The sequence below is a fragment of the Qingrenia yutianensis genome, assembly GCF_014385105.1.
In the GTDB taxonomy this organism is placed as follows: Bacteria; Bacillota; Clostridia; order UMGS1810; family UMGS1810; genus Qingrenia; species Qingrenia yutianensis.
Genome location: NZ_JACRTE010000012.1, coordinates 1 through 22,027, shown reverse-complemented (window position 1 = coordinate 22,027; position 22,027 = coordinate 1). Strand labels below are relative to the sequence as shown.

Here is a 22,027-nt window from a genome sequence, read left to right as displayed (position 1 = left end):
AAAATGAGTGTAAAAGAAAATATACTTAAAATATTTAATGAAAACCGAGGCGAAAGCTTTTCAGGACAGGAACTTGCAAAAAGGCTTAACGTGTCGCGCAACGCCGTGTGGAAAGCGGTCGGCGAGCTGAAAAAGGACGGCTACCGTTTTGACGCGGTGAGCGGAAGAGGCTACGCGCTTTTGTGCGACAACGACGTTCTCGAAAAAGACGGAATTTATAACAATCTCAAAAACAAGGATTTTTACTATATTGACGTTTTTGATAAAGTAAATTCGACAAATAAAATTGCCCGTCAAAGAGCGTCGGACGGCGAAAAAGAGGGATATGTGTGCATTGCCTCGTCGCAGACCGAAGGCAGAGGACGTATGGGCAGAAACTTTTTTTCGCCCGACAAATCGGGACTTTATTTAAGCGTAATTCTGCGCCCCCGAATATCGGTTCAGTCCTCGGCGCTCATCACAACCGCGGCGGCATCGGCAGTTGCGCGTGCCATTGATTTTTTAAGCGGTGAAAATTCAAAAATAAAATGGGTTAACGATATTTTTGTAAACGGAAAAAAAGTGTGCGGAATACTTACCGAGGCATCAACCGCGGTTGAAGAAGGCAGACTCGACTATGCAGTTTTGGGTATCGGCGTTAACGTTTATGCGCCGAGCGGAGGATTTCCGAAAGAAATCGAAAACATTGCAGGGTGCGTGTTTGACAAGCAAAAAAGCGATATGAAAAACCGTCTTACAGCAAAAATTCTCGACAATTTTTATGAGTATTACAAAAATCTCGAAAGCCGTGAATTTGTTGAATATTATAAAGAAAAACAGCTTGCCGTCGGCAAAGATATAACCGTCATTTCGGCAGGTGCTCGGTACACGGCACATTGCACGGGGATAACCGACGATTGCAGTCTTATCGCAAAAAAAGAAAACGGCGAAACGGTGATTTTATCGTCGGGCGAAATAAGCATAAGAATAAAATAGAACGCAAAAAGCGGCTGCAGCAAAACGATTTAAAAAATTGTTTTGCTGCAGCCGCTTTTATTTTATAATTTTTTATTTTACTTCATATTCGGTTGAACAAATAGAGTTCATATCTTTGTCGTAAAGCGTTGCGGTAACGGTACCGCTCGGAGTAAAGTTCTTGGGATAAATCGCCCTGTACTCTCCGGCGCCGTTGGTTATTACCCTCCTATTTCCCGTGCTTATAACCTCGCCGTTTTCTTTAGCCTCGAAACCGACGTTATAAGTGTTTTCATCAATAACCGTGATGCAAACACTGCCGTCTTTATATTTAATGCCGTACTCGAATTTTTCTTCAAGCTTGGGAATTATAACTTTGACATCGCCGTATTCGGAGGTGTATCTCTCAAAACCGTCGCGCGACGTTGTTGCGCTTATAGACTGCGTTTTCTTCCATACAGATGTATCCGAAAGTTCGGGGATAGTAACTTCTTCTTTAACGCTCGGATATCCGTCAAGTTCGCGGACCGCCTTGCCCGTTTCTGACGCTGTGGGTTCTTTGGTTATGGTCCAGCCGCTCCACCAGTGAGCGTAAAGCGTCACACTGCTTCCGTTTATGTCATCAAGTGACTCAATTTTTTCTCCGCCGTCCTTTGCGGTGTACCAACCGCCGAAAGTATAGCCTTTTCTCGTCAGCTCATCAAGCGAACCGCCGCCGTTTGTCCAGTAGTCGTTAAGATACTCCAGGCTTGCCGTTTTTACTCCGCTGTAGTTGGGGTCAAATACAACCGAGCGTTTCTTGGTGCTCGTCGGAATGGGAATTGACGCGTCCGCCTTTGTCATATAATGCGCACCGTTCTTATAATAATCTCTCGAAGGCTCAATGTTATTGCCGTTTTGAACCAGTCTGTCAAAGATAATATTCTTTACGCCTTTAACGGTGTAATTGTAGTATTCGCCCGTTTCTATGCAATAGAGATACATCGGATATTCGCTTGTAGAATTGTTCGGTTTAGCGAAGCATAAGAATTTTCCGTCGTCCGTCATAATCGCCGACGTCGGATTAACACCGTCCTTCGCGCTTGACGATGTTATCGGTTCGCTTAAATCGGAGGTAGTCTTAACCGCAGTTCCGTCAACATAATAAAACTTGTTAATTCTTTCGTCCCATATAAGCGGTGCATGATATTTATGCAAAATCTGGTTGTCATCATACTTTGTATCCGTACAGTGCAAATTGTATCCTATGTGATCCTTCAGCTTGGCATCACTCACCAGGAAGTAGGTATGCATTGTTCTTCCCTTAACATCGGGAACCGGGTCATCAAAAGTTACATCAACGTGATACTTTTTGCCGTCAATCGTTACGCGGTTCCACGCATGCGCTGTTTCCATACTGGCTTTTCCTACGTAACCGTAAACATACTCCGCCTCAATGCCGACACGGCTTAAAAGGTCGCTGTATGCACGGGCGTAGCCGCTGCACACTGCCCAACCGTTTACCATTGCGCCGTACTCGCTGTGAACATATTCTTTCGACACTGTTTCATCATATTGGCAGTTCAGCAAAAGCCAATCGTGAAGCAAAAGCGCCTTTTGAAGCTGTGTCAGATCACTGCCGAGATTGTCGCCCAGCGCCTCGCGGAGAGCTTTTTTAACGGCTGTTTCATATTTTGCAGTATCATACTTTGCTTTATTCTGCGTGTTTTGCTTAACTTCCTCCAGCGATGAATCGTCTGTTTTGGTGTTGTCGTTCTTTGTTGTATTATCCTTTGTTGTTTCATCGGTTTTGGTATTTTTATCATTTTTCGAAGTATCGGTTTTCTCGTCGGTTTTGCCTGTTTCGGTTGTTTTATCTGTTTCGGTCGGGTTAATTACCGGTACGTCCGTTTTATTTTCCTGATTGTTGTTTTCTTGATTATTGTTCTCGGGCGTCTTGATTGTGTTATCGTCTTTCGTAACATCGAACACGGAAAGAGCACGGTTTAAAAAGGTCACTATCTGTCCTCTTGTGCAGGTATCGACGGGCGAAAAAGTCGTTGCCGACGTTCCGCTTGTCACGCCGTTGTTAACCGCCCACGCAACCGCCTGCGCATAATCCGCATTTGCGTTTACATCGGAAAATTTATCGGAAATCTCTGTTTTGGGACTTCCTGCGTTTTTCCAAAGATAGATAACGGTAAACGCCCTTGTGCAGGGTGTGTCCGGCTCGAAATTACTTCCCGAAACCATATCCTTGCCTTTTGCCCAACTCGACGCGTCAGCAAAATAGTCTTCGGAATTTACATCGCCGAACGGTACCGGCGAATTGCTTTTCGGACTGCCTACCGCTCTCCACAAAAATGTAAGTATCTGCGCGCGTGTGCAGGTGTCGTCGGGTGAAAATGTCGTTGCAGATGTTCCCGACGTAATTTTTTTATCCACCGCCCATTTAACTGCGTTTGCATAGTAAGCACTGTCTGCAACGTCGGAAAATCCGCTTTTTGTGCTTACAGCTTTAACTGCGGTGTTTGTGACGGACGGTGCAGTCGGCGCAGTAACGGGTTTGTCAGCCGAGAGATTCCAGCCGAATTTAACCGTAACATTCGCACCGTTGTTTTTCACTCTGTGTATCTTGTATCCGTTCATTGTTGCCGATATTTTGTCAGCCTTTGCAAAAGTTCCGTCAAAGCCTTCTTTTATGCCGACATCTATTGTAACGGTGTATGTTTTGCCCTCAATAAAAACATCGTCCGACGGCGACCACTTGACGCTGATTACCTCTAATCCCGAACCATCCGTCACTGTTGCCGTATACGACGGCGCCTCGCCTGCCTTCGGTTTTGCCAGCGTCAGGTCAATGGCTGTAACCTCGCTTGACGCAAAAACCGAAAGCGGAATAAGGCTTGCAAGCATACAAACCGTCAAAATACCGCATAACAATTTTTTTAACTTTGCTTCCACTTGTGCTTCCACTTGTACTTCCCCCTGTTTTGTTACGAATTCACGTATTTATTATATACCGTACATCAATGTGCGATGCAAGTGTTTTTTTGCTGTTTTTTGTGAAAATTCTTATAAAAAATACTGCCCTTATAAAAGAGCAGTATTTTTCTGATACTTCTTTGCGGAATACTGTTTATTTCCAACTTTCCGCGCCGTTAATTTTTTCAAATCCGTGCGTATTTGATGCCTCCGCAACATCTCCGCAGTACCACTTCCAAGACGGAACATCGTCAAACAGCGTTATACCGTCCCTGTGCGCGTTGATGTATTCGATGTCTGCCTTTCTTCCGAGCATATTGTTGACAATTTTTGCAGCGGAGGAACGTTCGAGCAAATCGTCGGGACTGAATGTGCCGTCGTCATTTCCCGAAATCCAGCCGAGAGATGCGGCGCTTGAAATTTCCTTTGCCGCCCAGTGATCCTGTGCAACATCGGTGAATGTCACAGTTCCTTTTGCATCAATATCGGTAAACCTCATTGCCGCCGCAATAAATTCCGCACGCGTTATTTCGCCGTCGGGGTCGAGGCGGTTGCCGCCCGTTCCCTTTATGATGCCCATATTTGCAAGAGCCGTAACAGCGTCATAATACCAAGCGTCAGTTCCCACATCATCAAATGCGCTTTCGCCCGAACCGCCGCCGCTGCTTTTTCTGTAAACAACAACTTCAGAAGTAACGGAGCCGTTTCCCTGATAATTTTCACTGCCGATACCGTCAAAACCGCTGTAATCAATCACAACGGTGTATGTACCGGTGTTTTTTGTAATATCGCCGAACGAAACGTCTTTTCCGTCCGCATTTTTTGCGGTAATCTTTGCATTTGCCAAAGAAAGATTTTCGTTTTTGAGTGTGCCGTCTATTTCATATAAAACATTTTCGCTCAAAACCGAGCCGGCACTCACGCGCGCATCTTTCGGTTTAACCGTCAGGCCGAGCGGAGTGATATTAAGCGTTCCGCAAGCAACGTTTCGTTTGTCAAAAGCGGTTTTGCGTCATATATCTTGCTTTTGTCCAACGCTTTCACCGAAACAGGCTTTTTGGTGATTTCAACAGTTGCCCTTTCCGTGAACAGCCTGGTTACATAACCGTTAAACATAACCTCAATACGGTAATAATATTCACCGCTTTCCGACACATTTTTAGCGCTGTATCATTATACGGCTCCGACGGAACGGGTATCGCGTCGGACGAGCCGTTCGGTACAAAATACCACCGGTATCTTTCAGCGGTCATATTGTCGGGAGGCGTATATCCTATACTGTGCGAATATCCGTCATACTCGCCTCTATACTTTAACGGTGTGGACAGTGTATCTATCTCAAAGAGATTAGGACACGCACAGGTTTCTACAACGGCAAATATATATGCTCACATTATGGAAGAAGCAGACCAAAGAAGCGCTGATATTTTATCTGATATATTTCTTAAAAAAGCGTGATTTTTTATATCGAGTTGAATTATTGTTGAATTATTCGCCTGTTTTTGAATATAGCAAAAACCGCCTAACATTGCACAAATGGCTTTGTTAAGCGGTTTTTCATTGGGTGCAGGGGCCGGATTTGAACCAACGACCTTCGGGTTATGAGCCCGACGAGCTACCAGACTGCTCCACCCTGCGATACATATTAAATTATAGACACTTCTTTTTGCAAATATACCATTTTTTAAAATAATATTCCGCAAAATTTACCGACAAACTTCACTGCTCCAAACACTGCTTTTGGGTACCAACCTCAAGCACAACAATGGTGCCGGAGACCGGAATCGAACCGGTACGGGAAACTAATCCCACAGGATTTTAAGTCCTGGGCGTCTGCCAGTTCCGCCACTCCGGCGAAATTTATCGTGCTCAATTATAATACCACAAAACAGTATATGTTGTCAAGTAAATTTTGCGTTTTTTTCAAATTTTTTAAATTTTTTGTTTTTTATTCAAATTCAAGGCTCGAAACAAGCTCAACCGCGCTTTCAATATCGCCCGTATCTGCCGTTTCGCACGGTGTGTTTGCATATCGCACGGGAATTGACACCGCTCCCGACTTTACACCGCTTTTCGAAAGGTGAACGCTTCCGACATCGCTTCTGCCGTTTTCCGCAACGGCAATCTGATATTTTATCTTATTTTTTTCGGCACATTTTACAATCTGCTCCCTAACCTCTTTGTTCGCTATAAACGACGCATCTTTAACTTTCACCGCAATGCCGTTCCCGAGCGCAATGTCCGAAACTTTTCCCTCGGGCGTATCGCCTGTGCAAACAGTGTCAACCGCAACGGCATAATCGGGTTCAATGTCAAATGCCGAGGTTTTAGCACCGCGCAGTCCCACCGTATTCTGTGCTGAAAATACAAAATATAAATCATTTTTGTTGTTTTTTATATTTTTAATTGCATTTATAAGAACATACGCGCCAGCTCTGCCGTTAAGCGCCTTGCAGTTTACCTTATCGCCGAGTTTGACAAAATTCTGCATAAGCACCGCAGTATCGCCGACCGAAACACATTTTTCGGCATCTTCACGGCTCTTTGCACCTATGTCAACAAACAAATTCGAGTCCTCAATATCCTTTATATCCTTAACACTTTCTTCGTGTGCAACAACGCCGGCAGTGCCGTTTTTAAACACAACCCTGCGGTAAAGCATAAAATACTTGTCTGCACCGCCGATAAAACCAAAACGTATAAAACCGTTATCGTCAATGTGCGTCGCTGTAATGCCGATTTCATCAACGTGGGCAATATACATAACTTTTTTTTCGTTTCCCTTTTTGTGCGCGATAAGATTTCCCATAACATCAGTATAAATCTCGTCCGCATATCCTTTTATTTCGTCCGCGATAATATTGCAGATTCCGCTCTCGTCACCCGACGGCGCATATGCCTCGCAGAGTTTTTTCAGAAGTTCCATAATGATTTAAAACCTCACTTTCATATCCAAATCAAATTTGTGAAGATTTTTAAGCACACCGCGCGCAAGCTTTACCATATCGGCAATATCGCTTTTTTTCGCGACGCTTATCGGTGAATGAATATATCTTGTCGGGAGCGAAATAACCGCCGTTGCACAGCCGTCCGACGCAGTCGATACACTGCCGGCATCGTTTCCACCCATCACAGTTTTTTTATACTGATATTTCAGTCCCTCGTTTTTCGCGGTAATTTCTATAAATTCGTTGTATTTTTTGTTTGAAATCGACGCCCTGTCCATAATCGAAAGCGCAGGGCCGTCACCGAGCACGGTAACCTGTTTATGCTTCGGAACACCGTCAACGTCCGCCGCGTTTGTACCCTCAAGCACAAGGCAGGTATCGGCATTGAGCCTGTGCGAAACAATTTTCGCACCGCGAAGTCCCACTTCCTCCTGAACGGTAAAGCAAAAATAAATATCCTCGTCGTATTCGTCTTTTATAAGCTCCAAAAGGGTGTAAACCCCTACTCTGTCGTCCAGAGCTTTTGCTTTGATTTTGTCGGTTCCGAACTCGGTATATTTTGAACAAAACGTTGCGTAATCGCCGATTTTCACGCGTTTTTCCGCATCAGCTTTATCTTTCGCGCCAATATCAATATACATATTTTTCTTTTTAATAAGGCTTTCGCGCTCGTCTTTGCTCTGCAAATGCACCGCTTTGACGCCCAAAATGCCTTTAACCTTATTTTCGCCGATTTCCACACGCTGTGTAAGCAGAATTTGGTCGCTTATACCGCCGACCTCTTCAAATTTCAAAAATCCGTTTTCGGTGATTTTGGTGATAATAAATCCCACCTCATCCATATGCGCCGCAAGCATATGAGTGAGTTTTCCGCCTTTTCTGCCCTTTTTGAAAGCAATGACATTGCCCATTGTGTCAATTTTAATATCGGTTGCATACGGCTTTATATTTTTAACGATAAATTCGGCGAGCAAATCCTCATCGCCCGACACCGCGTTTATCTCGGTAAGCGTTTTCAGCATAAAGCGTCACCTGCCTTTTTCAAACCTTTTAAAAATTGTGCAATCGCGTTTGCGGTTTCTTTTACATCATCAACGCACACCGTTTCGTACGGAGTGTGCATATACCGCAGCGGAATTGAAAAAAGCGCTGTCGGAACGCCGTTTTTGCAAATCTGCATTGCCCACGCGTCGGTACCGGTGTTGCCCCCGCACGCCTCAATATTGTATTTAATTTTGTTTTCGTCCATAGACTTTATTATATTTTTTGCAAGTTTTTTTGAAATGTTCGGTCCGACCTCAAAAACCGTGCCGTCACCGAGCGGAAATGTGTTTTCCGACGCATCGGGAGTGTCGCCGTGGCAAACGTCTGTCGCAACGGCAAAATCGGGGTCAATTCCGTATGTGACCGTCGTACTTCCGCGGAGTCCTACCTCCTCTTGAACCGCGCCGACAACATACAAATCAAACGGAAGTTTTGTTTCGTCAAGCTGACTTAAAACCTCCAAAAGCACGCTGACGCTTGTTCTGTCGTCCTGCGATTTTGACGCAATATGTCTTTTGCCGAGCATTGTAAATTCGGCATTAAACGTCACGGTATCGCCGACGCTTACAACCTTTTCCGCCTCGGACTTTGACATACCGATGTCGATAAAAAGCTTTTCTTTCGGTATCACGCTTGATAATTCCTTTGCCGAAAGAAGGTGCGGTGCAATAGCGCCCACAACGCCGAAAAGGTCTTTTTTGCCGTGAACGGTAACTTCATTTCCGGGCAAAATGCGCGTGTCGATACCGCCGATATTGGTAAACTTCAAAAATCCTTCATCGGTGATTTTTGTAACCATAAGCCCGATTTCGTCAATATGCACCTCTATCATAACTTTTCCGTCACCGTGACCTTTTTTTAAGCCGATAACGCTTCCGAGCGCGTCGGTATAAACAGTATCGCAGTATTTTTCAAACATACCTTTGACCGCCTCGGCAACGTTTTGCTCGTTTCCCGACACACCGCAAAGGCTTGTAAGTTTTTCTATGTTCTGTTCAATCATAAAATTCTCCGTTCCGCCGTCAAATCGGCGGCGCAATTTTTCCTATAATTCCTCTTTGCCCAAAAGCGCCACAATTTCTTTGAATGCGTTTCCGCGCTCTTCAAAATTTTTGAACATATCGAAGCTTGCGCACGCGGGCGACAAAAGCACAGCGTCGCCGTCATCTGCAAGCGAATATGCCGATTTAACCGCTTCTTCAAGCGTATAACACGTGATAATCGGTTCGCCCGTTCCGTGCTTTTCGCAGGTCTTTTCTATCTCGGTGCGGATTTTTTCTGCTGTAGCGCCCACCAAAACAACCGCTTTTGTTTTTTCAACAACAATCTCGCCGAAACCGTCGAACGGAATTTTTTTGTCGTAACCGCCGGCGATAAGTATAACCTTATTCTTAAACGCGCGAAGTCCTGCCGCGGTGCGCGTGGGCGAGCTTGCAATGGAGTCATTGTAGAATTTAACTCCGTTAAACTCGCGTATAAGCTCCAGTCTGTGCGGAACACCGCCGAAGGTGCGCGCAACTTTTGAAACTGTTTCTTTTTTTACCAATCCCTGAACCGCACATATTGCCGCAAGGTAGTTGTCAACATTGTGCTCACCGGGGAGCTTAATGTCCGCCTTGCGCAAAATCGGCTCGTCGTCAAAATATATTTTGCTTCTGTAAACATATGCGCCGTGCTTGGGACGCTCGCGGAGAGAAAATTTCACAACCTCGCCCGACGCCTCGTTTTCAAATGCGTCGGTGATTTCGTTTTCCATATTTACAATAAGCTTGTCGTCCATACTCTGATGCGTAAAAATATTCTTTTTCGCATTGATATACTCGTTCATATCCTTGTGATAATCAAGGTGATTGGGTGCAATGTTTGTCACAACCGCGATGTTGGGACTGTGCACCATACTCTGAAGCTGAAAGCTTGAAAGCTCCAAAATAACAATATCGTCAGGCGTGATAAGCTCAACGTCGGCTAAAAGCGGTCTGCCGATATTTCCGCCGACGTAGCAGTTATACCCCTCTGTTTTGAGCATTTCATAAATAAGCGTGGTGGTTGTCGTTTTGCCGTCGCTTCCCGTCACGCCGATTGTTTTGCACGGGCAAATACTCACAAAAATCTCCATTTCGCTCGTCACAATGACATTGTTTTCCGCCGCGCGCACAAGCTGGGGAGTGTTCGGGTGTATACCGGGTGTTTTTATAATTATTTCCATACCGTCAAGACGGTCGAGATAGTCCTCGCCCAGCACCATACCTTTAGTGTTTTTCTTGAGAATTTCAAGGGTACCGTCGTCAAATTTATCCGCAGTGCGCCTGTCAAACGCCGTGACATACGCGCCGAGACCGTTTAAAAATTCAATAAGCGGAAGATTGCTCACACCGACACCCAAAACGCCGACATTCTTGCCGAGTACCTCATTTTTAAAAAGTTCAAATTTAGGATTTTTAACAGAATTTTGCGTCACAATAAATCGCCCCTTAAAATGTTTTTAGCTATCGCTTTTTTTCGTCATAATCTGGCTTATGCCCATCAAAAACAGAAAGACCGCAAATATGCGCCTTAAAAGCTTTGTCGGCATATTAACCGCAATAAATGAACCCAAAACTGCGCCGATTATGCCGAAAACCGTTATCGGCACGGCGGTTTTGAATTCTATGTTTTTGTTTTTTATATGAATAACCAGCGCCGCTATGGCAGTTGGTATAAAATAATACAAATTCGTGCACTGCGCAGTGTGCTGTTCAATTTTCAAAAAGAAGGTCAGCGCAGGTATAAGCACCGCTCCTCCGCCTATTCCCATACCGCTTATAACGCCCGACAAAAGCCCCGCAATAACCGATACAAGCATTTAAAACACCATCCTCACCGCCGCAATTATAAGGAATACACCGAATATGCGTGCGAGAATGTACGGTTTAATTTTTTTAAGCACCCACGCACCGATTAAACCGCCGAACACACCGCCGAGCGATGTTTGCCACACAAGCGGAAAATTGAAAAATCCCCTTTTTGTGTAGAAAAATATGCTTATAACCGTAAGCGGAAGAATTATTGCAATGGCGCTTGCGTGCGCTTTGGTTTTTTTGATGCCGAGAAATTTTTCCATACACGGCACGGCAACCGTTCCGCCGCCCGAACCGAAAAGTCCGTTGCAAAGCCCCGCCGTTATGCCTATAACGGCAAACTTTAAATATTTTTTCAAATTTCATCACCCCATACTAATATTAGGAGTGAAAGGTAAAAATATTCAAAAGATAAAATATTAAAATTCCAAACAAAACAGCCATACCCAAAAGGTCTGGCTGTAATTTTTAAAAATTACCCCACCGAGCCGTAAAGTGGTCAAAAGACCGCAGGATACATTTCTAACCTGTAATTAAACAGGTGGACAACTGCCTTCTTGTTTATTGTTCCCTCGCTTGGCGCACGCGGTAAAAAGTTGCCTTTTTCCGCGCGGGCGTGGTTTACAGCCGCAAGAAGAGTCAGAATTCCTTTTTAGATGTGTTGGTTAAAATATAATCCGTTATTCACGCACTAAGCAGGGTGTTTTTAGCTTATATTCCAGCTTGCCGAAGATGTTATCATCTTGCGCAGTATTAGTATAGCATATTGAAAACTCATTTTCAATAGTATTTTTAACATTTTTTCAAATTTTAATCCCATTTTAAAAATTAAACAATCTCTTTTGCGAACGGCATTTTTGATATAAGGCGCAGAAAATATGCGCTTGCATATGCCTGAATAACCGTCGCAATTATCTCCTCGGTAACACGCGGAATATAAAAAATGAAAAACGCAAGATTTTTAAGCGGAGGTATAAACATTCGCAAAACAAATGTATTGAGCGTGGTAACGGTTAAATTTGATATTAGAAGCACCAAAAGAAGCTTTATAAATTTTTCGTCAAAATCGGGATTTTTGCGGAGAACAAGTCCGTCAAACGCAAATATCGCCGCACCTGCAAGCGATACCGCCAAAAGTCCCCGCGTTACAAACCAGTACCTTTTTTCGCCCATAGACTTTATAATTACACTGTATGCGTTATCTTTAAAAAACGTTACAAACACGCAGTTTATTATACCCAAAATTCCGAGAACAACAACCGCGGACAAAAATATTTTTTTAAATTTTTCCGCATTGATTTTGTCTGCCTTTTTCCATAAAAATCCGCACATAAGTCCGCCGAGCGCGGCAGTTACTGTCAAAAGCGGTATGTATGCACCCTCGGGCTTTATAAACGCCGGTATAACGTCGTTTAAAACAGATGACATCGCGCCGATGACGGGACCGAACATAAGCGCAGGCAGTTTTGAAAAGAAAACCGAAAGCGAAATTCTCATTCCGCCTGCGCCGGCAAACGGAAGCATTATGCTTGCCGTGCACTTTAGGGCTGCCGTAACCGCAATAATAAGCGCGGTAAACACTATTTTTCGCGTAACATTTTTTTGCATTAAAAAAACTCCCTTTCTTTTGAGCAGGAGCATACAGAGTATATATAAAAATCAATACATACAGTGGATGGAACGTTAAATCGCAAGAAAATTCTTTTCGTTTAAAGACTCTACTCCCATTCTTTAACACTTTAGGCACAGCGTGTATGCCAACGCTTAACGTCTGCTCTGCAATATATTGATTTTATCACTATCTGTTTAAAATGTCAATTAAAAACTCACTTTTTTGGGAATTTTTATAATATATTCGTAAAATCCGTCACATTCGTTCTGTTCCGACACCGCGTCTATGCCCGATTCGCGCATAACGCTTACCGCTTTTTTGATGGTGTTGGCAAAAATGCGCACGTCCTTTAAAACCGCACAGCGCAAAACTTTTTTCTCCTTTTTTCCGCCCGACAGCTTAAAGAGAATTTTTTCTATAATTTCTTCGCTTTCCGACACATTGTATCCGTTTTTGACAATTCTCTGCACAACCGACCTTTGCATTTTTTCGTCGGGAAGTTTCAAAAGCGCACGCGCGTGACGCTCGGTGAGTTTATGGTCTTTTATTATCTCCTTAACGTCTTTCGGGAGTTTTAAAAGCCTTAATTTGTTCGCCACGGTCGACTGATTTTTTCCCACTTTTTTCGACAATTCCTCCTGCGTCAGGCCGTGCTCGGTGATGAGGTGAAAATATGCCTCCGCCTCCTCGAAAAATGTCAAATCCTTGCGCTGAAGATTTTCTATAAGAGCAACCACCGCGCTGTCGTTGTCGTTCATATCAACGACTATAACGGGCACTTTCTGCATTTTGAGATACGCGCACGCACGAAGCCTTCTTTCCCCGGCAATAAGTTCAAACGCGCCTTTTTTTGCCTTTCTCACCGAAAGAGGCTGAATAACACCGAAATGCTTTATCGACTCCGCAAGTTCGTATATCGACGCCAAATCAAAAACCTTTCTCGGCTGGTACGGATTGGGACGGATTTTATCAATATCCACCTCAACCACATTGTTTTTTATATCCTTGTTCTTTGCTGACGAAAAAAATCTTTCCATAAAACGCACTCCTCATTTGTAAAAGTAATCTATGTATTGATAATATCATACTTTTACAAAAAATGGAAGAAAAACCGTTCGTGAAATTACAACAAAAAAATCCGTGAAATCCCTTATTTCAACGGCTCTTTTATCGGTTTCGGGCTTTTTCTGGGGAAACGTGACGAAACGGCTGATATTTTTTTTATAAAAACAAGATTGTGTTTTAAATCCGTGGTGGGAATTTCGTAATTTTCCACCCTTTCTATCTTTCCGCCGAGAAGTTTTATTGCATTTTCGGCGTTTTCTATTTCCTCGGAAACATTCGGACCTTTAAATGCGACAAAATATCCCCCGACCTTTACAAACGGCATACAAAGCTCGGTGAGCGACGCTAAATTCGCCACCGCGCGCGACACCGCAAAGTCGTATTTTTCGCGGTGTTCCTTTGCGCGTCCCAAATCCTCCGCGCGCGAATGAACGGCGCATAAATTTTCAAGATTAAGCTCGCTTATAACTTCGTTTAAAAAATTTATCCGCTTGTTTAATGAATCGAGCATAGTTATTTTGAGGTTCCTGTTTGTTATTCCCATAACCACCGACGGAAATCCCGCACCGCAGCCGACGTCGATTATTTTTGCGCCGTCCGCAAAATCGACATAATCAAATATTGAACGGCAATCGAGAAAATGCTTTGTCGCAACGTCATATTCCCCGGTTATCGCGGTGAGGTTGATTTTCTCGTTCCACTCGGTCAAAAGCGAATAAAATTTATAAAAATCCTCGGTATTATGCGAAATTAAATCTTTAATCGTATTGATAAAAATTCCTCCTAATGCGACAAATATATCAGCAAAACGTTAATATCCGACGGCGAAACACCCGATATTCTCGACGCCTGACCGATTGAGTGAGGCTTGAATTTCGCAAGTTTCTGACGTGCCTCAAGGCGCAGTCCGTGAATTTGCGAAAAGTCAATTCCGTCGGGAATTTTCTTGTTTTCAAGCTTCTTAAACTGCTCCACCTGGTCAAGCTGTTTTTGAATGTATCCCTCGTATTTTATCTGAATATAAGCCTGTTCTTCAACGTATTTGTTAAGTTTCGGACGGTCTTTGTCTATCGGCGCCAGAATTTTATAGTCAAGCTCGGGACGCTTTATAAGCTCGCTCAAATGAACTCCCGATTTTATCGGCGAACTGTTCACGCTTTCAAGAAGTGCGTTCACCTCGGCGCTCGGCGCTATAACCGTCTCTCTTGCGCGCGCAATTTCCTTTTCTATTGCCTCTTTTTTCGCCAAAAATTTAGCATACCTTTCGTCGCTTATAAGGCCGATTTTATGACCCTTCGGCGTAAGGCGCAAATCCGCGTTGTCCTGCCTTAACAAAAGACGGTATTCACTGCGCGACGTCATCATACGGTACGGCTCCTTTGTGCCTTTAACCGTCAAATCGTCGATAAGCGTGCCGATATACCCCTCCGACCTGTCGAGAATAAACGGCTCCTCTCCTTTTATTTTAAGCGCCGCGTTAATACCGGCGATAAGTCCCTGTGCCGCCGCCTCCTCATAGCCGGAACTGCCGTTAAACTGTCCCGCGCCGTAAAGTCCGGGGAAATATTTAAATTCCAGTGTTGCATAAAGACTTGTCGCGTCAACGCAGTCGTATTCAATCGCATATGCGGTGCGCATCATTTTTGCGTTTTCAAGTCCCGGAAGCGTGTGAAGCATTTTAAGCTGAACATCCTCGGGCAAACTTGACGAGAACCCTTGCACATACATCTCGTCGGTGGTAAGCCCCATAGGCTCAATAAAAATCTGGTGCCTTTCCTTGTCCTTAAAACGCACAATTTTGTCCTCTATCGACGGGCAGTAACGCGGACCGATGCCCTCGATTTTTCCGCTGTAAATCGGCGAACGGTGAAGATTGTCCATAATAACCTTATGCGTTTCCTTGTTTGTGTATGTAAGATAGCAGCACACCTTGTTTTCACCGGGATTTTCGGTTTCAAACGAAAACGGAGTGATGTCCTCATCGCCCTTTTGAATTTCCATTTTTGAAAAATCCACGCTGTTTGCGTTAATTCGCGCCGGTGTTCCCGTTTTAAAGCGCATAAGCTCAATTTTCTTGTTTTTGAGCGCGTCGGAAAGCCTGTTCGCCGGGAAAATTCCGTCCGGACCGCTCGGGTAACTCACATCGCCCACGATTACATTTCCGCGAAGAAACGTTCCCGTCGCAATAATCGCTGCCTTGACCGCAAAACGCGCGCCGAGGTGCGTTATAACTGCCTTAACCGCGTTGTTTTCGTCAAATTCAATATCTATAATTTCCGCCTGCTTTATGTCGAGATTTTCCTGTTTTTCAAGCACACGTTTCATTTCCTGCTGATACATTCGCCTGTCAGCCTGTGCGCGCAGAGAATACACCGCAGGACCTTTTCCCTTGTTTAAAATGCGCGACTGAATGAAAGTTTTGTCGGTATTTTTGCCCATTTCACCGCCAAGAGCGTCGATTTCGCGCACAAGGTGTCCTTTTGCCGTACCGCCGATACACGGATTGCACGGCATATTTGCGATTGTGTCAAGGTTTATCGCAAATATAATGGTTTTAAGCCCGAGCCTTGCCGACGCAAGCGCCGCCTCGCACCCTGCATGACCGCCCCCGATAACCGCAACATCATATTCTCCCGCATTGTATAATTCCATTTTTCTCACCTTTTTAAGTTATTTTCCCACACAGAACGAATGAAAAATTCTGTCCACAATTTCTTCGCCCACGCTCATACCCGTCACCGCGCCGAGTTTGCTCACCGCATTTTCAATGTCCACAAAAGTCATATCGGACGGCATACCGTCCTCAAGCGTTTTGAGCGCGGAATTTATGCTTTCAAGAGCGCCTGCAAGCGCCTCTTTGTGCCGTTCGTTTATAATGGTTTCACCGCCGCCGTCCGAAATTTCGCCCATATCGAACATCTGTGCGATTTTTTCGTTAAGTGCGTCAACACCCGTTTCGTTTTTAACGGAAAATTCAATCACATTTTCTTTATCGGCACAAAAATTTTTAACGCTGTCGTTTATGCCATTCTCGCTTTTATTAACAAGAAAAACCGTTTTTTTGCCGTTTATAAGTTCAAAAATTTCGGTATCGTTTTCATCAATTTCGCGCATAGCGTCCAGCATAAAAATAACGAGTTCCGCCTCGGACGCACGTTTTTTCGACATCTCAACGCCGATTTTTTCAACTTTATCGTCGGTTGTGCGTATGCCTGCGGTATCTGACACTGCGAGCGTTACACTTCCGAGGTCGATTTGTTCTTCTATAATATCGCGCGTTGTGCCCTCAACATCGGTGACAATCGCGCGCTCGCTTCCCGAAAGAAGGTTTAAAAGCGACGATTTTCCAACGTTCGGCTTGCCGACAATAACGGTTTTTATGCCGTTTCGTATAATTCTGCCCTTGTCGGCGGTGTCGTAAAGCTTTTTCGTTTTATCGCGCAAACGGACGAGCAAATTATAATATTCCTCATCGGAGAGCGGTTCAAGTCCCTCCTCGGGAAAGTCGCTTATAACGTCGAGATTTGCCGAGAGCGACAAAAGGCCGTCACGGATTTCGTTGATTTTTTCCGAAAGACTTCCGCCGAGCTGATTTACCGCCGCGGTGTGCAGTCTGCCCGTTTTTGAATTTATAACGTCGATAACCGCCTCCGCCTCGCAAAGGTCAATTCTGCCATTCAAAAACGCGCGTTTGGTAAACTCGCCCCTGTCGGCATAAGACGCACCGTTTTTTATGAGCAGACTCAAAATTTTTCGTGCGCTCACACTTCCGCCGTGACAGTTTATTTCAACAACATCTTCTTTTGTATAGGTATTCGGCGCGCGCATAACGGTGACAAGCACTTCGTCGGTTTTTTGCGTACCGTCACATATAAATCCGTGGTGCACGGTGTGAGTTTTTGCGTCGGAAAGTTTAATTCTTCCGTTAAAAATTTTATCCGCAATTTCAATCGCATTATCACCGCTCATTCGCACAATGGCAATTCCGCCCGGCCCCTGCGCGGTTGAAATTGCAGCAATGGTTTTCTGCATAAAATTTACCGTCCTTATAATCCGAACTTTTAAGATATTCCGCAAACAAATAAAGATTGCCTTTCGGCACACGGAAAAGCCCCGTATGCCCGACAAAAAGGCAATCTTTAGCTTTTAAATCAAACTATTTTCTGTTATAGGCGATTACAACTTTTCTGTTAGGTGACTGCCCTACACTGTATGTTGTTACAAATTCGTTGTCCTGAAGCGACGCGTGGATAATTCGTCTTTCGTACGAATTCATCGGCTCAAGCGTCACATTATGTCTTGTTTTCGCAACTTTAGACGCAAGCTTTGCCGCAAGACTTTCCAAAGTTTTAACTCTCTTTTCTCTGTAACCCTCGGTGTCAAGGCTGACCTTTACAAAATCGCCGTCGCCGGTGTTAACATTAAGGCTTGTAAGATGCTGCAAAGCGTCGAGCGTTTCGCCTCTTTTGCCGATTACAACGCCCATATCGTCACCCTCAAGCTCAACCTTTAAAACATCGCCGTCAAGCTCGGTGCTGATTTTAACATTCAATCCCCAAACATCAAAAAGTCCCGATAAAAAGTCAACTGCTTTGTTCTGCGGTGTGCATTTAAGGCTTACACGCACTTTTGCGTCTTTGCTTCCCATACCGAGAAAGCCTTTCGAGCCTTCCTCCAAAACTTCAACGTCAACATCTTCTTTTTTAGCATTAAGTTCGGCAAGAGCCGCGTTTACAGCGTCATCTACCGTTTTGCCGACCATTTCGATTGTTTTCACGACAATCACTCCCCATTAAATCAATATAGCAATTAAAAATATGATAAAGCATTACTTTCTTTTCTGTTTCAGTTTGCGCCTTTCTTTGCGCGCTTTTTCCTTTTCGTCCTCAACAGCCTTAACTTCTTCTTTGAATTTTTCGCCGTATTTGTTGTTAAGGTACATCTGCTGAAGAATTGAAAGAATGTTGCTCAATCCCCAGTAAAAACCGAGCGCCGCCGAGTAGCTGAAAGCAATCCAGCCTGTGAAAAACGGCATAAAATACATCATAGACTTATTCATGGCCTGTGCCTGGTCGCCGTTGTTGCCCTGTTTTGTATCTTCAGGATTTAAAACCCTTTTCGGCTTTTCGTCCTCTTTCTTTTCAGCTTTTTTGGTACCCGACGTGTTCATCGTAATGTAACTGCTCAAAAACGTCGTTAAGCCTGCAAAAATCGGGATAATCCAAAGTATGTTCGGCTTTGCAAGGCCCTGCCACGGAACGAGCGAAAGGTCAAAACCTTTGAAAAGTTCAAAGTCGATAAGTCCCGACTTTGTAGCCGCGACAATCTGTGCCGCCGAGTTGAAATTTTTACTTTTGCCGAGCATATCCGCGGCATACTGCATTGCGAGCGACCAGCTTTCGCTTGCCGACATCTGGAGCATAAACGTGAGCGGATATGAGATAACCTGATAAAGGCACAAAAGTATCGGCATCTGAATAAGCATAGGCAGACATCCGCCGGCAGGGCTTACATTATGCTCTTTGTAGAGTTTCATCTGCTCCTGCTGCATTTTCTGCGGGTCGTTTTTATACTTATCCTGCAATTCTTTAAGCTTCGGCTGAACCTGCTGCATTTTTACCATTGATTTCTGCTGTTTTGCGCTGAGCGGCAGCAAAACAAGCTTTACCAAAACGGTGAAAATCACAAGTGCAATACCGTAGTTGTTTACAAATCCGTATATAAAATTTAAAATAAAACCAAGTCCGTGTGAAATTCCTCTGAAAATGTTAATTCCAATCGCCTCCGTGCGCGGTATTTTTTGCGCAATGTCTGATTATTTAAGCGGATCGTAACCGCCTTTGAATAACGGATTGCATCGGAGTATTCTCTTTACTGCAAGAAAACCTCCTTTAAATGCTCCGTATTTCTTCACCGCCGAAATTGCATACTGCGAACAAGTCGGATAAAACCTACAGCACGGTTTTTTCAGCGGAGAAATGTATTTTCGGTAAAACAAAATAAGCCGGATTACGGCTTTGTCAATTATTTTCATCTTTAAACAAGCCTGCTTTTTCAAAACATTCGTTCATAGCATTTTTAACGGTTTCAAGGCTTGCCGACGCGGTTTTGACGCGCGCGGCAAATATTATGTTCATACCGCCTTTTATACGCGGTGCAAAGCCTCTGTAAGCTTCTCTTATAAGCCGCTTTGCCCTGTTTCTCAAATGCGCCTTGCCTATTGCGGTAGACGCTGTAATGCCGTATTTTGTAGTGCTTGTCCTGTTTTTGTAACAGTGCATAACAAGAGCGGGCGTAACAACCTTTTTACCTCGGTTGTACGCATATCTGAACTCTCTGTTAAGCTTAACGGTTCCCTTCAAGCAAAAGCCTCCTAATGCTTAAAAAGACCACAAAACGCTTGTGGCCTTTCAGAGTTTACTTTATTACGCAGACAAAACTTTTCTACCCTTTAATCTTCTGCGAGCTAAAACTTTTCTGCCATTGCTTGTTGACATTCTTTTTCTGAAGCCGTGAACTTTGCTTCTGTGTCTTACATTCGGCTGATATGTTCTTTTCATTTAAAACGCACCTCCCTAAAGTTTACCTATATAAACAAACCCAAGCAAGTATACCAAACCCAAGCGAGGCTTGTCATATTTTACAAATCGTTATTTATTATACAATAAAAAAAAGCTTTTGTCAATATTTAATTCACGTAAATTTGCATTATTTTTTAATTAGGCATCAGAGGACTGAACCCAGTATGGTTCTATCCTCTGATGCCTTGCCGAAAGAAAGCAATCCGAACCCGCCTCTCAAAATCGGAGTTTGGATTATTTTCTTTCGGCTAAATGTTACATTTTCTTTGCATATTTAATATTTTGTCGAAAAATGCGCGGTTTTGTGATAAAATATACAGGCATACGGAGTTATTCTCCAATGCTATGTTTATCGGAATTTAAGGAGAAATCTATGAAAAAATTATTTTTATTCATTATAACGTCAGCCTTGTTTTTGACATCAACGGCACTCGCGCAAGATGACATTTCGCTTTATATAAACGGAAGCAAAATAAACTGTGACGTTGCACCGCAGCTTGTAAACGACAGAACCCTTTGCCCCACCCGTGCAATTTTCGACGCATTCGGCGCATCGGTGGAATGGGACGGTGCAAACAAACAGGTTACGGTAAAAAAGGACGGCAGTGAAATTCTCCTCACCGTCGGAGCTAAAACCGCATATGTCAACTCAAAAGCTGTATCGCTCGACTGTGCGCCGACGATAATTTCGGACAGATGTATGGTGCCTATACGCTTTATAAGCGAAGCTCTCGGATGTGAGGTAAAATGGGAGGAAAAAACAAAAAGCGTGCTTATTACATATAATAACGATTCAGCCGGCAGCGGAAACAATACCGAAAATACCGTAATTTCGGATATTAAACTCGCTCAGAACGGCGATGACAAAAGCGTTTTTGAAATTAAATACAACGGTACAAAAGAGCCGAACACGTCCTTTCTTTCGTATTCAAACTGCATAGTTATGGATTTTGAAAACACTTCGCTTGCGTTTGCAGATTCCAAAGTTACCGTTGACAACTCATTTGTAAAAGAAGTTCGTTACGCACAGCACGAGGACTACGCAAGAGTTGTTATAGAATGTAAAAATGTTCAGCCATATACAACGTCATTTGCAAACGGAATATTTACGGTAAATGTCGGCAGTGCGTCAACCGCGGTTGTAACTCCGTCAAATCCCGTAACACCTGCAAATCCCGTGACGCCCGATAATCCGCAGGAACCCGGCGTCACTATGACCGACAAGGAATTTACAAAAACCCGAAACGAAAACAATCTTTGCGTTGTTATTGATGCCGGACACGGCGGAAAAGACCCCGGCGCGGTTTACAAAAACGCAAACGGCGTGATTGAGCTTGCCGAAAAAGACGTTAACCTCACCATTGCGAACAGAGTTTACGACATTCTTCTTTCGGAGGGCGTAAACGTTAAATACACACGAAACACCGACCAATTCCTTGAACTTAAAGAAATTACCGATATTGCTAATAATTACGACGCCGACCTTTTTGTAAGCGTTCATATAAACGCTATGGAAAACAGCCCCGATGTAAGCGGTATGATGGTGCTTTACAACGGCGACGCTCTGGGTGACAAATACGGAATAAACTCAAAAGAAGTTGCGGTTAACATTGACAAGCAAATCGCCGCTGCGGTCAATATCAAGGACAGAGGAATTGTTTCGCGGCCCGGTTTATGGGTTTTGAGAAAAACAAATATGCCTGCGGTTTTGATTGAGTGTGCATTTATTTCAAATGCAAACGACAGGGCGATTATGACCGACGAAACGGCACTCAATGCATATGCGCGCTCCATTGCGGACGGCATAAAACAGTCGCTCGAAACAATGAAACAAAATATCATCAAAGCTAAAAACGAATAGAAATTATAAAAAACTTAAAGCGTATTCTTCAAAAAAGAATACGGGTATTTCCCCGATTTTGTGTAAACTCCAAAATGATAATATAATTTAAGTGTTTTTCGAAGGATGAAATCCATATTTCGGGATTTCATCCTTCAGCTCATATATAGCATAAAAGCACA

General features: G+C 43.8%; 21 protein-coding genes, 2 tRNA genes and 1 other RNA gene. 2 read left to right on the top strand and 22 right to left on the bottom strand.

The window, feature by feature from the left end; genetic code table 11:
- Positions 1 to 3: 3 nt before the first annotated feature.
- The gene (locus H8706_RS09070) at positions 4 to 975 is read left to right on the top strand and encodes a biotin--[acetyl-CoA-carboxylase] ligase (RefSeq protein WP_262432374.1); all 972 of its coding nucleotides are present in this window, start codon (positions 4 to 6) and stop codon (positions 973 to 975) included.
- A gap of 72 nt (positions 976 to 1,047) precedes the next feature.
- On the opposite strand, the gene H8706_RS09065 is transcribed toward H8706_RS09070, so the two are convergent.
- The 22 genes from H8706_RS09065 to rpmH form a co-directional block, all read right to left on the bottom strand.
- Positions 1,048 to 3,909, bottom strand: a complete 2,862-nt coding sequence (locus H8706_RS09065) for an S-layer homology domain-containing protein (RefSeq protein WP_262432373.1) — start codon at positions 3,907 to 3,909, stop codon at positions 1,048 to 1,050.
- Between the two features lie 163 nt (positions 3,910 to 4,072).
- Positions 4,073 to 4,822 carry an S-layer homology domain-containing protein gene (locus tag H8706_RS09060; protein ID WP_262432372.1) on the bottom strand — a complete coding sequence of 250 codons (750 nt, stop codon included), beginning with the start codon at positions 4,820 to 4,822 and terminating at the stop codon, positions 4,073 to 4,075.
- A 41-nt stretch (positions 4,823 to 4,863) separates the two neighbouring features.
- Positions 4,864 to 5,073: a hypothetical protein gene (locus H8706_RS09055; protein WP_262432371.1), complete on the bottom strand. Its 210-nt coding sequence runs from the start codon at positions 5,071 to 5,073 to the stop codon at positions 4,864 to 4,866.
- 406 nt (positions 5,074 to 5,479) lie between these two features.
- Positions 5,480 to 5,556, bottom strand: a tRNA-Met gene (locus H8706_RS09050).
- Positions 5,557 to 5,684: 128 nt separating this feature from the next.
- Positions 5,685 to 5,773: transfer RNA gene (locus H8706_RS09045), tRNA-Leu, on the bottom strand.
- A gap of 93 nt (positions 5,774 to 5,866) precedes the next feature.
- On the bottom strand, positions 5,867 to 6,844 hold the full coding sequence (locus H8706_RS09040) for a M42 family metallopeptidase (RefSeq protein WP_262432370.1): 978 nt from the start codon (positions 6,842 to 6,844) through the stop codon (positions 5,867 to 5,869).
- A gap of 6 nt (positions 6,845 to 6,850) precedes the next feature.
- Positions 6,851 to 7,888, bottom strand: a complete 1,038-nt coding sequence (locus H8706_RS09035; RefSeq protein WP_262432369.1) for a M42 family metallopeptidase — start codon at positions 7,886 to 7,888, stop codon at positions 6,851 to 6,853.
- Entirely contained in the window at positions 7,882 to 8,913 is a 1,032-nt protein-coding gene (locus tag H8706_RS09030; protein ID WP_262432368.1) for a M20/M25/M40 family metallo-hydrolase, read from the bottom strand. The genes H8706_RS09035 and H8706_RS09030 overlap by 7 nt, the downstream gene beginning before the upstream one ends.
- Before the next feature lie 42 nt (positions 8,914 to 8,955).
- Complete coding sequence (gene murD, locus H8706_RS09025) at positions 8,956 to 10,368, bottom strand: UDP-N-acetylmuramoyl-L-alanine--D-glutamate ligase (RefSeq protein ID WP_262432367.1); 1,413 nt, start codon at positions 10,366 to 10,368, stop codon at positions 8,956 to 8,958.
- 24 nt (positions 10,369 to 10,392) lie between these two features.
- Positions 10,393 to 10,752, bottom strand: a complete 360-nt coding sequence (locus H8706_RS09020; RefSeq protein WP_262432366.1) for a sulfite exporter TauE/SafE family protein — start codon at positions 10,750 to 10,752, stop codon at positions 10,393 to 10,395.
- Positions 10,753 to 11,106, bottom strand: a complete 354-nt coding sequence (locus tag H8706_RS09015) for a sulfite exporter TauE/SafE family protein (protein ID WP_178348538.1) — start codon at positions 11,104 to 11,106, stop codon at positions 10,753 to 10,755.
- 114 nt (positions 11,107 to 11,220) lie between these two features.
- Positions 11,221 to 11,452: non-coding RNA, 6S RNA (ssrS, locus tag H8706_RS09010), on the bottom strand.
- A gap of 123 nt (positions 11,453 to 11,575) precedes the next feature.
- Entirely contained in the window at positions 11,576 to 12,355 is a 780-nt protein-coding gene (locus H8706_RS09005) for an ECF transporter S component (RefSeq protein WP_262432365.1), read from the bottom strand.
- Between the two features lie 210 nt (positions 12,356 to 12,565).
- Complete coding sequence (gene noc, locus H8706_RS09000; RefSeq protein ID WP_178348536.1) at positions 12,566 to 13,396, bottom strand: nucleoid occlusion protein; 831 nt, start codon at positions 13,394 to 13,396, stop codon at positions 12,566 to 12,568.
- A 113-nt stretch (positions 13,397 to 13,509) separates the two neighbouring features.
- Entirely contained in the window at positions 13,510 to 14,175 is a 666-nt protein-coding gene (gene rsmG, locus H8706_RS08995; RefSeq protein ID WP_262432403.1) for a 16S rRNA (guanine(527)-N(7))-methyltransferase RsmG, read from the bottom strand.
- Between the two features lie 32 nt (positions 14,176 to 14,207).
- Positions 14,208 to 16,076: a tRNA uridine-5-carboxymethylaminomethyl(34) synthesis enzyme MnmG gene (mnmG, locus tag H8706_RS08990; protein ID WP_262432364.1), complete on the bottom strand. Its 1,869-nt coding sequence runs from the start codon at positions 16,074 to 16,076 to the stop codon at positions 14,208 to 14,210.
- Between the two features lie 18 nt (positions 16,077 to 16,094).
- The gene (gene mnmE / locus H8706_RS08985; protein ID WP_262432363.1) at positions 16,095 to 17,456 is read right to left on the bottom strand and encodes a tRNA uridine-5-carboxymethylaminomethyl(34) synthesis GTPase MnmE; all 1,362 of its coding nucleotides are present in this window, start codon (positions 17,454 to 17,456) and stop codon (positions 16,095 to 16,097) included.
- 124 nt (positions 17,457 to 17,580) lie between these two features.
- Positions 17,581 to 18,201 carry an RNA-binding cell elongation regulator Jag/EloR gene (gene jag, locus H8706_RS08980; protein WP_316636914.1) on the bottom strand — a complete coding sequence of 207 codons (621 nt, stop codon included), beginning with the start codon at positions 18,199 to 18,201 and terminating at the stop codon, positions 17,581 to 17,583.
- A 51-nt stretch (positions 18,202 to 18,252) separates the two neighbouring features.
- Positions 18,253 to 19,110, bottom strand: a complete 858-nt coding sequence (locus tag H8706_RS08975; protein ID WP_394354554.1) for a YidC/Oxa1 family membrane protein insertase — start codon at positions 19,108 to 19,110, stop codon at positions 18,253 to 18,255.
- Positions 19,111 to 19,239: 129 nt separating this feature from the next.
- Positions 19,240 to 19,458, bottom strand: a complete 219-nt coding sequence (yidD, locus tag H8706_RS08970; protein ID WP_178348532.1) for a membrane protein insertion efficiency factor YidD — start codon at positions 19,456 to 19,458, stop codon at positions 19,240 to 19,242.
- The gene (gene rnpA / locus H8706_RS08965) at positions 19,445 to 19,786 is read right to left on the bottom strand and encodes a ribonuclease P protein component (protein WP_262432362.1); all 342 of its coding nucleotides are present in this window, start codon (positions 19,784 to 19,786) and stop codon (positions 19,445 to 19,447) included. The genes yidD and rnpA overlap by 14 nt, the downstream gene beginning before the upstream one ends.
- 63 nt (positions 19,787 to 19,849) lie before the next feature.
- Entirely contained in the window at positions 19,850 to 19,984 is a 135-nt protein-coding gene (gene rpmH, locus H8706_RS08960; RefSeq protein ID WP_178348530.1) for a 50S ribosomal protein L34, read from the bottom strand.
- Between the two features lie 394 nt (positions 19,985 to 20,378).
- Between rpmH and H8706_RS08955 the strand changes: the two genes are divergently transcribed.
- Positions 20,379 to 21,866 (top strand): N-acetylmuramoyl-L-alanine amidase family protein, encoded by a 1,488-nt coding sequence (locus tag H8706_RS08955; RefSeq protein WP_262432361.1) that lies wholly within the window; start codon positions 20,379 to 20,381, stop codon positions 21,864 to 21,866.
- Positions 21,867 to 22,027: the final 161 nt, after the last annotated feature.

What these genes read in the sequence shown, in the direction of transcription:
- H8706_RS09035 (WP_262432369.1), bottom strand. Translation starts at nt 7,888, where the DNA reads ATGCTGAAAACGCTTACCGAGATAAACGCGGTGTCGGGCGATGAGGAT.
- H8706_RS09030 (WP_262432368.1), bottom strand. Translation starts at nt 8,913, where the DNA reads ATGATTGAACAGAACATAGAAAAACTTACAAGCCTTTGCGGTGTGTCG.
- H8706_RS09005 (WP_262432365.1), bottom strand. Translation starts at nt 12,355, where the DNA reads ATGCAAAAAAATGTTACGCGAAAAATAGTGTTTACCGCGCTTATTATT.
- noc (WP_178348536.1), bottom strand. Translation starts at nt 13,396, where the DNA reads ATGGAAAGATTTTTTTCGTCAGCAAAGAACAAGGATATAAAAAACAAT.
- mnmG (WP_262432364.1), bottom strand. Translation starts at nt 16,076, where the DNA reads ATGGAATTATACAATGCGGGAGAATATGATGTTGCGGTTATCGGGGGC.
- H8706_RS09040 (WP_262432370.1), bottom strand. Translation starts at nt 6,844, where the DNA reads ATGGAACTTCTGAAAAAACTCTGCGAGGCATATGCGCCGTCGGGTGAC.
- H8706_RS08955 (WP_262432361.1), top strand. Translation starts at nt 20,379, where the DNA reads ATGAAAAAATTATTTTTATTCATTATAACGTCAGCCTTGTTTTTGACA.
- yidD (WP_178348532.1), bottom strand. Translation starts at nt 19,458, where the DNA reads ATGAAAATAATTGACAAAGCCGTAATCCGGCTTATTTTGTTTTACCGA.
- mnmE (WP_262432363.1), bottom strand. Translation starts at nt 17,456, where the DNA reads ATGCAGAAAACCATTGCTGCAATTTCAACCGCGCAGGGGCCGGGCGGA.
- rpmH (WP_178348530.1), bottom strand. Translation starts at nt 19,984, where the DNA reads ATGAAAAGAACATATCAGCCGAATGTAAGACACAGAAGCAAAGTTCAC.
- H8706_RS09020 (WP_262432366.1), bottom strand. Translation starts at nt 10,752, where the DNA reads ATGCTTGTATCGGTTATTGCGGGGCTTTTGTCGGGCGTTATAAGCGGT.
- H8706_RS09070 (WP_262432374.1), top strand. Translation starts at nt 4, where the DNA reads ATGAGTGTAAAAGAAAATATACTTAAAATATTTAATGAAAACCGAGGC.